This is a genomic window from Futiania mangrovi (assembly GCF_024158125.1).
Classification (GTDB): Bacteria; Pseudomonadota; Alphaproteobacteria; order Futianiales; family Futianiaceae; genus Futiania; species Futiania mangrovi.
Genome location: NZ_JAMZFT010000001.1, coordinates 325,456 through 339,531 on the forward strand (window position 1 = coordinate 325,456; position 14,076 = coordinate 339,531).

At 68.5% G+C, this 14,076-nt stretch carries 12 protein-coding genes; 5 read left to right on the plus strand and 7 right to left on the minus strand.

All coding sequences use genetic code 11. From position 1 onward, the window contains the following. Nucleotides 1–251: 251 nt before the first annotated feature. Together NJQ99_RS01560 and NJQ99_RS01565 are read right to left on the minus strand one after the other, a co-directional pair. Nucleotides 252–896: a PEP-CTERM sorting domain-containing protein gene (locus NJQ99_RS01560; protein WP_269331044.1), complete on the minus strand. Its 645-nt coding sequence runs from the start codon at nt 894–896 to the stop codon at nt 252–254. Between the two features lie 433 nt (nt 897–1,329). Then, nucleotides 1,330–1,593: an usg protein gene (locus NJQ99_RS01565; protein WP_269331045.1), complete on the minus strand. Its 264-nt coding sequence runs from the start codon at nt 1,591–1,593 to the stop codon at nt 1,330–1,332. Nucleotides 1,594–1,774: 181 nt separating this feature from the next. Between NJQ99_RS01565 and NJQ99_RS01570 the strand changes: the two genes are divergently transcribed. Beyond that, a complete protein-coding gene (locus NJQ99_RS01570; RefSeq protein ID WP_269331046.1) occupies nt 1,775–2,398 on the plus strand; it encodes a LysE family translocator in 624 nt (207 codons plus the stop codon). Nucleotides 2,399–2,408: 10 nt separating this feature from the next. Here the strand turns inward: NJQ99_RS01570 and NJQ99_RS01575 are convergent, their stop codons facing one another. Continuing rightward, nucleotides 2,409–3,833: an FAD-binding oxidoreductase gene (locus NJQ99_RS01575; protein WP_269331047.1), complete on the minus strand. Its 1,425-nt coding sequence runs from the start codon at nt 3,831–3,833 to the stop codon at nt 2,409–2,411. 52 nt (nt 3,834–3,885) lie between these two features. Then, on the minus strand, nt 3,886–4,857 hold the full coding sequence (locus NJQ99_RS01580; RefSeq protein ID WP_269331048.1) for an L-threonylcarbamoyladenylate synthase: 972 nt from the start codon (nt 4,855–4,857) through the stop codon (nt 3,886–3,888). A gap of 91 nt (nt 4,858–4,948) precedes the next feature. Between NJQ99_RS01580 and NJQ99_RS01585 the strand changes: the two genes are divergently transcribed. The 4 genes from NJQ99_RS01585 to NJQ99_RS01600 all read left to right on the plus strand — a co-directional run bounded on the left by NJQ99_RS01585 (nt 4,949) and on the right by NJQ99_RS01600 (nt 10,172). After that, nucleotides 4,949–6,733 (plus strand): acyl-CoA dehydrogenase, encoded by a 1,785-nt coding sequence (locus NJQ99_RS01585; RefSeq protein WP_269331049.1) that lies wholly within the window; start codon nt 4,949–4,951, stop codon nt 6,731–6,733. A 114-nt stretch (nt 6,734–6,847) separates the two neighbouring features. Continuing rightward, nucleotides 6,848–7,969, plus strand: coding sequence for an MBL fold metallo-hydrolase (locus tag NJQ99_RS01590; RefSeq protein ID WP_269331050.1), 1,122 nt, complete (start codon nt 6,848–6,850; stop codon nt 7,967–7,969). A 92-nt stretch (nt 7,970–8,061) separates the two neighbouring features. After that, entirely contained in the window at nt 8,062–9,267 is a 1,206-nt protein-coding gene (locus NJQ99_RS01595; protein ID WP_269331051.1) for a M20 aminoacylase family protein, read from the plus strand. Between the two features lie 242 nt (nt 9,268–9,509). Further along, nucleotides 9,510–10,172 (plus strand): hypothetical protein, encoded by a 663-nt coding sequence (locus tag NJQ99_RS01600; protein ID WP_269331052.1) that lies wholly within the window; start codon nt 9,510–9,512, stop codon nt 10,170–10,172. A gap of 164 nt (nt 10,173–10,336) precedes the next feature. On the opposite strand, the gene NJQ99_RS01605 is transcribed toward NJQ99_RS01600, so the two are convergent. The 3 genes from NJQ99_RS01605 to NJQ99_RS01615 are packed head-to-tail and all read right to left on the minus strand — an operon-like array spanning nt 10,337 to nt 13,981. Continuing rightward, nucleotides 10,337–12,421 carry an acetate--CoA ligase family protein gene (locus NJQ99_RS01605; protein ID WP_269331053.1) on the minus strand — a complete coding sequence of 695 codons (2,085 nt, stop codon included), beginning with the start codon at nt 12,419–12,421 and terminating at the stop codon, nt 10,337–10,339. A gap of 14 nt (nt 12,422–12,435) precedes the next feature. Further along, nucleotides 12,436–12,813 (minus strand): Zn-ribbon domain-containing OB-fold protein, encoded by a 378-nt coding sequence (locus NJQ99_RS01610; protein ID WP_269331054.1) that lies wholly within the window; start codon nt 12,811–12,813, stop codon nt 12,436–12,438. A gap of 22 nt (nt 12,814–12,835) precedes the next feature. Further along, complete coding sequence (locus NJQ99_RS01615; protein WP_269331055.1) at nt 12,836–13,981, minus strand: thiolase family protein; 1,146 nt, start codon at nt 13,979–13,981, stop codon at nt 12,836–12,838. Nucleotides 13,982–14,076 lie beyond the last annotated feature (95 nt).

Sequence of the window (14,076 nt, forward strand, 5' to 3'; positions counted from 1 at the left end):
TCCCGACCGATCCGGTACACATGCGCGGTCTTCATCCAGACCGCCCCACCCCCCGCGATAGCAAGCTGAATGCCACGCTGGCAGGGTGCACCGAGAGAAACTTAATGAAACCTTTATAGATCCATTATGGCGAGTGAGTCACGAAAGATTCCCGCTGTGCGTGATTCTACGGTTCCTCGCCCGCTCCGAAACAGCAACGGGCGGCGCCCCGGAGGACGCCGCCCGCAAAAGTCTTTCGGCGAAGCTTTGGGTCAGGCCCGGCGGCGCGCCGCCGCGATCCCGATCAGGCCGAGGCCGAGGAGGCCGAGCAGCGCCGGCTCGGACACTTGCTGGCGCGGGCCGTAGGTCACGCGGACCTGCTTCACGTCGTCCACGCTGTCACCGAGCGCGATGGCGGCAACGCCGGACGTGGCCGTGAACTCGATGAAGGAGAACGGGCCGCCTGTGATCGTGAAGAAGTTGTTGCCGGAGCCGGACAACGCCTGCGGCGCGGAGGTGTCGACCCCGTCGCTGAACGTCACGAAGCCGTCGGTGATCGCGTCAATGTTGAGGATCAGCTTCGAGATGAGCTGGCCCACAACCTCGATCTTCAGATAGGAAAAGCCGTTGCCGTCATCCGACACGATCTGCGCCTGGCCGCCTGCGGCGTAAGTGATCAGTTCGTCGGACGTGAAGTCCACTTGCTGGCCGTGATCATTCTGAACGCAAGCCGAGATCGTCGTCGCGGGACCCACATTGACGATGCCCGCATCGCAGGCATTGTTATCGATGACCAGGCTGCCGAGCGGCGGGTTGTTCCCGGTGTCGACGACCAGCGCCGCATTGGCGCCCGAGGATGCCGCGATGGCGCCGAGAAGCGCCATGGCAGCGGCGCTGCCAACCAGATTCCAACGCATGATAGACCCTCCAGAGGCCATGAGTGTTTTTTACGTGGAACGCAACTTGTTGACGCGATTCTGGTGGCTGGGGCCGGAGGTCTCTCTGTCACTGGTGACAGCCTGTTTGACACCCGGTGTCCGTTTACTTGCCACTCCCGATCGTTTCGGCCCGGCCAAGTCCTTGATCTTTCGAATTGCTGTGCGCGATCAACCGAAGAACATGGCGTTCGACCCAAATATGAGCAATTCGCATGCCAAGTTCTGGAAAAACCACCGCAAGGCGCTATCAAATAAAATAAAACAATCAATAGGTGAGTCAGGTTTGTGTGGATTTATGGAGGGCCGGCCGGGGGACGGTCCGCGCGAAAGGAAACGGCAGCGCCGCCAGGCACTGCCGGTGCCGAATGTCGCCGCGTCCGCGGGGAAGAGGAGCGCCGCTGCCGCGGGCAGGTCAGTGGACCACCCATTCCCCTTGCGCGTGCGAGAAGTCGCTGGCGCGCACGATCTCCATCGTGCCCACGCGCACGGAGTGGAGCTTGCCGTCCAGATTGTGCGTCCAGAAGTCGAGGAAGCGCGTCAGGACCGGAAATTTCGGGGCAAGGTCCAGCTGCTGCCAGATGAAGGATTGCAGAAGGTGCGGATGGTCCGGCATGTGATAGAGGATCTCCGCCGTGGTCATGCGGTAGCCCTGCAGAAGTCTTTGCATCTCCGTCATGCGTGTTCTCCCGTCTGTCTCCCGAACCCTCTCCCTTTTTTCTTGCGTCCCCGACCTGTCGCGGGTCTCTTGTTCCCGGCCGTCGTCAGGTCCTCTTGCCTGAAAAGGCTAGATTCGACCCCTTTCCAAGTCACTAATCGGTTTTGGCAGCCGAATGCTGAGTGTGCTGATAAATGGAGCCGTGATCGGCGTTATCGTCGCTGCGCCGATCGGGCCGGTGAACCTGGTCTGTATTCAGCGCACCATCCAGCACGGGCGACTGAACGGACTGCTGGCGGGCATGGGGGCGGTTGCGGCGGACGCGGTGTTCGCGGCGCTGGCGGCGTTCGGCCTGGTGGCGGCGAGCGACCTGGTGGGCGGGCTCGGCGCGGGCATCCAGATCCTCGGCGCGCTGTTCCTGGTGATCCTCGGCGTGCGCACGATCCTGAAGGCGCGGCCGCGCGGCATGACCGCGGACGTGGCGGAGGGGGCGCGGGCGGGCCTCTGGCAGGCGCCGGCGCTGACCTTCCTGCTGACCATCACCAACCCGATGACGCTGCTCGGGTTCATCGCGATCTTCGCGGGGGCGGGCGGCCTCGTCGGCACCCATGTCGACACGGTCGAGGCGCTTCTGCTCGTCGCGGGCGTGGCGGCGGGCTCTGCCGGGTGGTGGCTGGCGCTGACGGGTGTCGTGGGCACGGTGCGCAGCCGCTTCACCGACAGCTGGGTGATGCGCCTCAACCAGTTCTCCGGCCTGTGCATCATGGGTTTCGGGGCGTGGCTGCTCTACCGGATCGCCGCCGCGGGCGGGCTGACGGTCAACTGAGCGCGCGGCCTCAGACGCGCACCACCTTGCCGGGGTTGAGCAGATTGTGCGGGTCGAGCGCGCGCTTGATCGCCCGCATGGCGGAAAGCTCGGCGGCACTCTTGTAGTGCGCGATCTCGTCCACCTTCATCTGTCCGAGGCCGTGCTCGGCGGAGATGGAGCCCGAAAGCTCAGCAGTGACGCCGTGCACGATGGCGGTCAGTTCGTCGGTGCGCGCGAGATAGGCGGCCGTGTCGGCACCGATGGGCTGGCTCAGGTTGTAGTGGACGTTCCCGTCGCCGATATGGCCGAAGGCCAGCGGGCGGATGCCGGGACAGGCCGCCCCGACCGCGGCGTCGGCGCGCGCGATGAAGTCCGGGATGGAGCCGACGGGCACCGAGATGTCGTGCTTGATCGAGCCGCCCTCGGGCTTCTGCGCCTCCGAGATCAGTTCGCGCACCTCCCAGAACCGGCGCGCCTGTTCTCCGGTCTGCGCGAGGGCGGCATCGGTAACGAGGGATTTCTCGAACGCCTCGGCCAGCGCGTCCTCCATGAGGGTGCGCAGCTCCTCTGCCTTGCCGCCGGAGGAAAGCTCGACCAGCACATACCAGGGGTGCGCCTCCTCGAACGGGTCGGCGCCGCCCTGCGTGTGGTCGAGGACGAAGTCCACGGCGCGCCGCGGGATCAGCTCGAACGTGGTGACGCGGTCGCCGCTCGCCGCGCGCATGAGCTGCAGAAGCTGCACCGCGTCCGACGGGCTTTCGACCGCAACCATCGCGGTCTCCGTTGCCGAGGGGAGGGGGAAGAGGCGGAGGACCGCCGCCGTGATGATGCCGAGCGTCCCCTCGGACCCGATCAGCAGGTCCTTCAGGTCGTAGCCCGTGTTGTCCTTCAGCAGCGCGCGCAGGCCGGGCAGGACGGTGCCGTCCGCGAGCACCGCCTCGACGCCCAGGCACAGCGCGCGGGCGTTGCCGTACTTCAAGACCGCCGTACCGCCCGCATTGGTCGCGAGATTGCCGCCGATGGTGCAGGACCCCTCCGACGCCAGCGACAGCGGGAAGAGCCAGCCCATGCGGCGCGCCTCCTCCTGGCATTGCAGAAGGGTGACGCCCGCTTCGACCGTCAGCGTGCCGTTCGTGGCGTCGGCGGCGCGGACGCGGGTCATGCGCGCGAGCGAGAGCACGATCTGCCCGCCGCCCGCGTCCGGGATCTGCCCGCCGACGAGGCCGGTGTTGCCCCCTTGCGGCACGATGGCGACGCGCGCGGCGGCGCAGGCGGCGACGACGGCGGAGACTTCTTCGGTCGTGGCAGGCTTGACCACGGCGGGCGTTCGGCCCGTCCAGCGCCCGCGCCATTCGGTCAGGTGCGGGGCCATGGCGTCCGGGTCGGTGACAAGGCCCTTCTCGCCGACGATGCCGGCGAGGGTCTGGAGAAGTTCGGCGGGAATGGTGCTCATGGAAGAACACTCTAGGTGCGGGCGCGGGCGCCGGCCAGAGGGTGCGTGCCGCTCAGGTTCGGGGGAGTTGGGTCCGGGGAGCGGCGGCGCGCGCCAGCCGGTCGTTGATCGCCTCGCCCAGCCCCACGTTCGGGACCGGCATGACGGCGATGCGGGCGTGTCCCTCGGCGTCGAGGGCGCGCAGGAAGGCGAAGAGATTGGCCGCCGCCTCCCGCAGGTCGCCGGCCGGCGAGAGGTTGAGCACCCGCGCCGCCGCACGCGGCACGTCCGGGCCGAAGGCGAGCAGCGCCTCGCCCTTGCGGGGGCCCGCGGCGTTCAGGCGCAGATGGGCCGCGGGGGCGTAGTGGCTGTCGAGTTGCCCTGGCGCGGTGATCGGACCGACATGGCCGCGCAGTTCGCCCACGATCTCCTCGATGGCGGCGCGGGGAAGGCCGCCGGGACGGAGCAGGCGCGGCGGTTCCCCCGGCTCGGCGAAACCGACGATGGTGCTTTCGACGCCGACCGTGCAGGGCCCGCCGTCGAGGATCAGGTCGACCGTGTCGCCCAGCCCATCGGCGACGTGGGCGGCGGTGGTGGGGCTGACCCGCCCGCTCGGATTGGCGGAAGGCGCGGCGAGCGGGCGGTCCACGGCCCGCAGCAACGCCTGCGCCACTGGGTGCGCGGGCACGCGGATCGCGACCGTGTCGAGACCCGCGGTCACGAGGTCCGCGACCGGGCAGGCGGGCGCGCGCGGCACGACGAGGGTGAGGGGGCCGGGCCAGAACGCTTCCGCCAGCGCCTCGGCCCGCGCCTCGAACCGGCCGAGACGGCAGGCGGCCGGGAAATCGGGCACGTGGGAGATCAGCGGGTTGAAGCGGGGCCGGCCCTTCGCCTCGTAGATGCGGGCGACAGCCTCCCCGTTCGTGGCGTCGGCGCCGAGGCCGTACACTGTCTCCGTCGGGAAGGCGACGAGGCCGCCCGCGCGCAGCACATGGGCCGCGCGAGCGATCGCGGCGGGGTCTTTCGCATCGAGAATCTCAGCCATGGTGTCCTGTCGCTTGCCTGTCACCGCGCCGGGCATTAAGTCGTTTGCGGACCAGACGCCCGCGCATGTCCGCGCCGACCCCGGAGGGATCATGACCTATCGTGCCGCGTTAAACGATATCCGCTTCGCGCTCAATGCCATCGTCGGGGCGGGCCGCCTGGCCGAGACCGAACGCTATGCCGATGCGACGCCGGAACTCGTCGACCAGATCGTCGAGGAGGCGGGCCGCTTCACGACCGAGGTTCTGGCTCCGCTCAACACGGTCGGCGACCGGCAAGGCTCGCACCTGAAGGACGGCAAGGTTGTGACGCCGGACGGCTGGGCCGACGCCTACCGCCAGTTCTGGGAAGGCGGCTGGAACGGCGTCGCGGCGCCGGCGGCGCACGGCGGCATGGGCCTGCCGATCCTGCTGCAGATGGCGGTCTCGGAGATGATGACCTCGGCCAACATGGCGTTCGGCCTCTGCCCGCTGCTGACGCAGGGCGCGATCCACGCGCTGGAGGCGCACGGCACCGACGAGCAGAAGGAACGCTATCTCGGCAAGCTGGTGACCGGGGAGTGGACCGGCACGATGAACCTGACGGAGCCGCAGGCGGGCTCCGACGTGGGCGCGCTCACGACGAAGGCCGAGCCCGCGGGCGACGGCACCTACAAGATCACCGGAACCAAGATCTACATCACCTATGGCGACCACGAGATGGCGGAGAACATCATCCATCTCGTGCTTGCGCGCCTGCCCGACGCGCCGCTCGGCACGCGCGGCATCTCGCTGTTCCTCGTGCCGAAGTACCTGCTGAACGAGGACGGCACGCCGGGGACGCGCAACGCGCTGCGCCCGCTGAGCCTGGAGAAGAAGCTCGGCATCCATGCCTCGCCCACCTGCGTCATGTCCTACGAGGGCGCGACCGGCTTCCTCGTCGGCGAGGAGAACCAAGGCATGAAGGCGATGTTCACCATGATGAACGACGCCCGCCTCGGGGTCGGCACGCAGGGCGTCGGCATCATGGAGCGCGCGTTCCAGCAGGCGCTCGCCTATGCGCAGGAGCGCAAGCAGGGCAAGCCCGTGGGCAAGCAGCATGCGCAGAAGGAAATGGTGCCGATCATCGAGCATGCGGACGTCCGCCGTACGCTCCTGCACATGAAGGCGCTGACCATGGCCGCGCGCGGCCTGTGCTACGACACCGCCCTGCACGCCGACCTGTCGATGGCCGCGGCGACGGAGGAGGAGCGGGCGGCCGCCAAGGCGCGCGTCGAGCTTCTGACGCCCGTGGCCAAGTCCTGGTCGACCGACAAGGGGGTGGAGGTCGCTTCCCTCGGAATCCAGGTGCACGGCGGCATGGGCTTCATCGAGGAGACGGGCGCAGCCCAGCACCTGCGCGACGCGCGCATCGCGCCGATCTACGAGGGTACGAACGGCATCCAGGCGCTCGACCTCGTGGCGCGCAAGCTGCCGATGCAGATGGGCGGCGTGGTGCGTGCCTATCTGGAGGAGGTGGTGGAGACGGCGGACGCGCTGCGCGCGACCAACGCGCCGCACCTCGTCACCATCGCCGACCGGCTGAAGACCGCGACGGAGCAGCTTGGCCGCGCGACCATGTGGATCGGCCAGAAGCTCGCGTCCGGCGAGATCGAGGATGCGCTGGCGGGCGCCACGCCCTACCAGTCGGCGTTCGGCACGGTCGCGGGCGGCTTCTACCTCGCCAAGGGCGTGCTGGCCGCGCACAAGGCGGGCGACGAGAGCCCCACGGCACAGACCGCGCTGCAACTGGCCCGCTTCTATGCCGAGCAGGAACTGCCGCACACGGAGGGCTATTGCGCCGCCGCGATGTCGGGCGCGGACCTCGTCGGGGTGACGGCGGAACAGCTCGCGAGCTGAGGCGCCTGGCGTTCGGGCGGCGGCCGCATGGCGCGCCGCCCGCAACCCTGCCCCGCGCCGGTTCTGGCCGGGGCGCGGTTGACGTTTGCGTCAACTGGCCCATCATCGCCGCTCATGACAGCTTCGACCGCCCAGAACGCCCAGAACGCCCGCAAGACCTCGCCGGACGCCTCCCTCACCGACCGCGACGACGGTCCCAGCCCGCGCGAGGCGCTCGTCTATCCCTTCGACTCCGTGCCGGAGGCCGGGGAGGCCCGGCCGGTCGCGCCCGGCGTCTACTGGATCCGCATGCCGTTGCCGGTGGGCGGCCTCGACCACATCAATGTCTGGGCGATCGCGGACGGCGATGGCTGGACGCTGGTCGACACGGGCATGCGCGATGCGGGTATTGCCGGCTTGTGGGAGCAGGTGCTGGCCGGCCCGCTGGGCGGGCGTCCGGTGCGGCGCGTGATCGTCACGCACTATCACCCCGACCATGTCGGGCAGGCGGGCCCGCTCTGCCGCGCGCACGGGGCGCGGCTGTGGATGACGCGGACCGACTATTTCTACGGGCGCACGCTGTCGCTCGACCGTTTCGAGGAACCGCATGGCGAGGCGGAGAGCTTCGCCCGCGCCTGCGGCTTCGACGCGCGCATGATGGAGGTGTGGCGCGAGCGGGCGCGGCGCGGCTTCTGGATGGTGGTCGAGCCCCTGCCGCCGGCGTACCGCCGCATCGTCGACGGCGAGCGCATCGGGATCGGCGCGCACGACTGGGAAGTGGTCGTGGGCCGCGGCCACTCGCCGGAGCATGCCTGCCTGCATTGTCCGGAGCTTGGCGTGCTCATCTCCGGCGACCAGGTGCTGCCGCGCATCTCCTCCAACATCTCGGTCTATCCGACGGAGCCGGACGCCAACCCGCTCGAATCCTGGATCGCGTCCTGCCGGGCGATCCCGCAGCGGGTGGGGGCGGACGTCCTTGTCCTGCCCGCGCACAACGAGCCGTTCCGCGGCCTGCACGAGCGCTGCAACCGGCTGGCCGACCGCCACGAGGCGGGCCTCGATCGGCTGGCGGCGCTGCTGTCCGAGCCGCGCCGGGTGATCGACTGCTTCCCGGCGCTGTTCCGCCGCCGGATCGGCGACGACGACCGGGGGCTCGCGACGGGAGAGACGCTCGCCCACCTCAACTGCCTGATCGCGCGGGGGCGCGCGCAGCGGACAACCGACGCCGATGGCGTGTGGTGGTATTCGGCGGCCTGACCGGGCGCGGGCCGCTTGACGCACCCCGCACGCCTCGGGTGCAATGCGTGCGACAACAACCGACACCGATTTCCCAAGGGGATGTTCCGCCCATGCCGATCATCAACCGCATCGCCGCCTTCCATGACGAGATGACCGCGTGGCGGCGGCAAATCCACGCCCATCCCGAAACCGCGTTCGAGGAGCACAAGACCAGCGCCTTCGTCGCGAAGATGCTGGAAAGCTTCGGGGTGGAGGTGCATCGCGGCCTCGCCGGGACGGGCGTCGTCGGCACGCTGAAGGGGCGCACGGATACAGGCCGCGCCATCGGCCTGCGCGCCGACATGGACGCCCTCGACCTGCACGAGAAGAACGAATTCGAGCACGCCTCGCAGAACCCCGGCAAGATGCACGCCTGCGGCCATGACGGGCACACGGCCATGCTGCTGGGCGCGGCGAAGTACCTGGCCGAGACGCGCAATTTCGACGGCACCGTGCATTTCATCTTCCAGCCGGCGGAGGAGAACGAGGGCGGCGGGCGCGTCATGGTCGAGGAGGGGCTGTTCGACACGTTTCCGGTCGAGCAGGTCTATGGCATGCACAACTGGCCGGGCATGGAGGTCGGCAACATCGCCGTCATGCCCGGGCCGATGATGGCGTCCTTCGACATCTTCGAGATCACGGTGCAGGGCAAGGGCGCGCACGGCGCCATGCCGCACCTCGGCGTCGACTCCGTGGTCGTGGCGGCGCAGATCGTCACCGCGCTGCAGACCATCGCCAGCCGCAACACGCATCCCCTCGACGCCGTGGTGGTGAGCGTGACGCAGATCCATGGCGGCGACGCCTACAACGTCCTGCCCGACGAGGTGGTGCTGCGCGGCACGACCCGCAGCTTCAAGCCCGAGGTGCAGGACACGATCGAGCCCGCCATGCGGCGGATCATCGACGGGGTGTGCGCCTCCATGGGCGCGCAGGCGACGATGCGCTACGAGCGGCGCTACCCGCCGACCATCAATACGGAGGCGGAGACGGAGCTTGCCGCACGCGCCGCCGCCGCCGTGGTGGGGGAGGAGCACGTCCACCGCGACCAGCAGCCGTCCATGGGGTCTGAGGATTTCGCCTTCATGCTGCAGCAGCGGCCCGGCAGCTACATCTGGCTCGGCAATTCCTCGCCGAGCGGGGAGGTCGGCGGCTGCATGCTGCACAACCCGCACTACGACTTCAACGACCAGGCGCTGCCCGTGGGCGCGAGCTATTGGGCGACGCTGGTCGAGCAGGTGCTGGCGCGCGCGGAGACAGCGACCGGCAAGGCCGCCTGACGCGCCGGACAGGCGTGCGGAACTGCGAAGGGGCGGCCCGCCGGCAAGCCCCTGACCAGATGTGTTGAAGAACACGCATGGCCAATGTGATTCTAACAGGCAAATGCCCTCGCAGATAGCTGCGAGGATAGTTGCATCGTCTCGGATGTCGGCTGTGCGGGACATCGCGGGCGTTTGCGCTGGACACGGTTCATATCGTTTTGGCACCAGCTTCGCGTTGAAATCTTGGACGATCTCTTCGCGTGCTATACACCAACTACACCAGTCCGGTTGAAAACAGAAAGTTGCAAATGCCAAGCCAAAGCAGGCTGCAGCCAATCGAAATTCACGAATCGCTACAAAGAGTTCTTGAAGCATGGGAAAGCCACGCAAGCGATACATCTTTTAGTGAAATTCTTAGGAGAGACGGTAGAGAACTTGGCCTATTAAACGCAGCGTTGGGGCAGGCAAATGTTGCTTGGAGTATGTCATCCATTCTTGGCGAACTGGCAAGTCGCCCAGAAATCATGGCTTCACTGCGACCGCCGCCAAGTGACATTCCCGCGGATGTGTTTTTCTTTATGCAAGCGGATGCACTTGCATCCAACTCCATCCTTTACAGAACATTTGTTTCGGTTGTTTTGGGTCGAACGGAAGAATTCGTAAATGCCTTGAGCAGAGTACATAGGAGAAATCCGCGCGCACATTTTTCCGCAACGATGAATCTATTGCGAAACGATGAGGTTCGACGCCTTCGAAATGCAATCAGTCATGGAACTTTCTTGGTCGGCGGTCAGGTCTTAGAATATTGGGATCGAAAAAATCATCGTAAAATCTCCTTTCGTGAGCTTGATAAGGTCAATGGAGCAATTTGGTCGATTGTGCTTACCGGTCTGGTGGCAAGCTATGATTGGATAAACGATTGACTGTAGGGGGTAGCGCACCGGCGATTATTCGTGACCGTCCGCTAAGAGCTCGAAGCGGACGAACGCCCTCTTGATGGTCGCGACCGCCCTGGTCGCAACGATCAACACAATTGGTAAGGGGCTTGGCCCGCGGGGCGGCCCGCCGGGGCCGCCCTTTTTGCGTGTCAGCAGAGGGCCTCGGGCTCCGTCCCCTCGACGAGCGCGTCGATGGCGACCGCACCGTCGGAGGAGACGAGCACCGGGTTCACGTCGACCGAGGTCACGCGGCCCCCGCCCTCGATCAGCAGGCCGGCAACCGCGCGGGCCGCGCGCGCGATCCCCGCGACGTCGAGCGGCGGCTGGCCCCGCACGCCCCGGAAGAGCGGCGCGATGCGCAGCTTCATCAGCGCCGCGCGCACGTCCTCCGCGTCGAAGTGGGGGAGCAGCAGCGTGCTGTCGGGCATCGCCTCGACCAGGATGCCGCCGTCGCCCAGCGTGACCACCGGGCCGAACATGGGGTCGAGGCGGCCGCCCACGATCAGCTCCCGCGCACCCGACGCCATGCGGGCGGCGAGGATGCCGTCGAGCGCCACGCCGAGACCGGCCGCGTGCGTCTCGATGTCCCGCCAGGCGCGCGCGATGGCGTCCGCGTCGGCCAGCTTCAGGTGCACGAGGCCATGCTCGCTCTTGTGCGGCAGGGCGGCGGAACAGGCCTTGAGCACGATGGGCCCGCCGACATGGACCTGGAAGGCCTGCGCCTCGGCAAGGCTGTGGCACAGCCGCCGCTCGACGGCGGGGAGCCCGTGTCGCTCCAGCAAGCTGAGGGAACGGTGTTCGTCGAGGAAGCGGGTGCGTACGTCCCCCGACGGCCCCTTGGGCGCGAGCGCGGCGGGCTTTGCCGCGGCCATGATCGCATGATGGCCGGTGAACTGGGCGAGCGCGGCGACCGCCTCGTCCTCCGTCTCGAAGGCGGGAACGCCCTCCGCCACGAAGGCGTCGCGCACGATGGCCTGGGGTGCGGCGAGCACGACGGCCTTGCCGCTTTCGCGCATGAAGGCGCCCGCGTCCTTCGCATAGCGCGGATAATCGTAACCGCGCCCGCTCACCGGGATGCCGATGAGGAAGAGGTCGACGTCCGGATCGTTGCCCGCGACCGGCAGCACGTCGCCGAACAGCCCGGAATTGCTGAGCAGCGCCGCGGTGATGTCGATGGGGTTCGAGCTTGCGGCGAAGGAGGGCAGGATCTCCTTCAGCCGCGTCTCGGTTGCCGGCGCGAGGCGGGCGAGCGGCAGCCCGGCCCGGTCGGCGGCGTCCGCCGACAGCACGCAGGTCGCGCCGCTGTTGGAGATGACGGCCAGCTTGCGGCCCTTCGGTTTCCAGCCCTGCAGGTAAAGCTCGGCGGCGTGGACAAGCTCCAGCATGCCGTTCGCGCGCCAGATGCCGTGGCGTTCGAAAAAGGCGTCGACCACGCGGTCGGCGGTGGCGAGCGCGCCGGTGTGGCTTGCGGCCGCGCGCTTGCCGTCCTCCGACCGGCCGGACTTCACCGCGATGATCGGCACGCCGCGATCGCGCGCGATCTCCGCCGCGTGGGCGAGGTTTTCCGGGTCGTTGAAGGTTTCGAGATAGAGCAGCAGCAGCTTGACGCCGGGGTCCTGCACGACGGCGGCCGCCAGTTCCCCCACCGTCACGTCGCAGTCGTTGCCGGTTGCGTGCGTGTGGCGCAGGCCGATGCCGCGCGCCCTCAGCATGCCGTAGGGCACGACGCTCATCGCGCCCGACTGGCTGATGCAGGCAACGGGGCCGTCCTGCGGCGGGCTCTCTATGAACATGGTCGAGAAGGAGAGGATCGCGCCATTGCCGAAGTTGGCGAGCCCCTGGCTGTTCGGCCCGACGAGGCGCATGCCCGCCGCGTGCGCCATGGCGCGCATGGCCGCTTCCTGCGCCTTGCCTTCGGGGCCGGTCTCGCCGAAGCCGCTCGCCATGATCACGGCGGCCTTGACGCCGGCGCGCGCGCACTCCTCAACCGCGGCGATTGCCGCGGAGCCCGCGACAGCGATGATGGCGGCCTCCGGCGCCTCGGGCAGGGAGGCGAGGTCGGGGTAGGACTTCAGGCCCTGCACCTGCTCGCGCGCCGGGTTCACCGGGTAGAGCGTGCCCGTGTAGCCGAACTTCTGCATGTAGTGGATGGGCCGCCCGCCGATCTTGTCGGGATTGTCGGACGCACCGACGATGGCGACCGAGCGCGGGTTGAGGAAGGCATCGAGGCTCATGGGACCTGGCACCCTCACTCGGCTGCGGAGACGCGGGGCAGGTGCAGGGTGCCCTCGGCGCTCTCGTGCGGGGCGAAGGAGAGCGCGACGCGCTGGCCGACGGACAGGTCGAGATCGGCGTGGGTCATCACCCGCACGCCCTCGTCGAGGTCCACGAGCGCGATCGCATAGGGCACCTTGGCGCGGTAGTCGGGCGTGGGCGCGCGGTGCAGGACGGAGTGGGCCGCAACCGTCCCCCCGCCCGCGGCGTGGCGCCAGTCGATGTCCTCGCTGCCGCAGGCCTGGCAGAACGGGCGTAGGAAGGCTTGGTTCGCCCCGCACGCGCGGCAGGACTGGAAGGCGAGGCGGCCGGCCTCGGCATCGGCGCGGTAGCGGTCGAGCAGGGCGCGCATGGGCGGTCTCTCCCCTCTTGGCTCAGGACTGGGTGAGGAGAAGGCTGACGTGCGAGGACAGGATCCCGCCGTCGCCGTGGACGAAGCCGATCTCCGGTCGCGCGGGCATCTGGCGGGCATCCGCCTTGCCCAGCATCTGGCGCACCACCTCGACGAAATGGGCCATGCCGCCCGCGACGCCGGAGTGGCCGAAGGACAGAAGCCCGCCGTGCGTGTTGAGCGGCAGCACACCCTTCGGGCCGAAGTCGCCTGCGCGGGCGCGTGCCGCGGCCTCGCCCCGCTCGGCCAGTCCGATCTCCTCCAGCAGGATCGCGGCGGTGATCGTGAAGCTGTCGTAGACGCCCGCGACCTCCACGTCCTTCGGCGTGAGGCCCGCTTGCGCGAACGCGCGCGCCGCCGCCGGGCCGCCGCCGAACTGGCTGAGGCTGGGGGCGGCGGAGATGTGCTGGTGCTGGTGCGCCTGCCCCGCGCCCGCGAGCCGGACGCCCTTCGAACGGGTCTTGTCGGCGGTCACGATGACCGCCACGCCGCCGTCCGAGATCGGGCAGCAGTCGAGCAGCTTGAGCGGCGTCGCGATGGGGCGCGAGGCCATGACGTCCGCCACCGTGATCGGGTCGGTCAGGTGGGAGCCGGGGTGCAGCGCGGCGTGCGTGCGCATCAGGACCGCAAGCTCGGCCAGGTCCTCCTCGGTAATGCCGTAGGCGGCCATGTAGGCCGAGGCGAGCAGGCCGTAATAACCCGGGATGGTCGCGCCGAAGGGGACCTCCTGCGTGGCGTGACCCACTTGCGCCAGCGTCTGGATCACGCTGTCGCGCCCGCCGGTGCTGGTCAGCCGGTTCTCGCCCGCAGCGACGAGCACGGTGTCGCACTGGCCCGATTCCACGAGGAGTTTCGCCAGCATGACGAGGCCGCAGCCGGTGCCGCCGCCCATCTGCATGCTGTGGCAATAGCTGGGATCGAGGCCGAAATGCTCGGCAAAGAGCGAGGCGAGCATCAGGTGCGGCATGGCCGTCGAATAGCCTGTCAGCACCCCGTCCACGTCGGCGCGGGTCATGCCCGCGTCGTCAAGCGCGGCGCGCGTCGCCGCCGACATGAGGTCGAGCGTGTCCACGCCCTCGTGCCGTCCGAAGGACGTGTCGCCCACGCCCGCGATCCATGCCGTCGTCACCTGATCCCCCCGCTGCACGGGCTTTCGCGCCCGTCTTGCTTCTTCCGGTGTCGTGTCCGTCCGGTATCGTTGCCCGTTCATCCCGCTGCATCAAT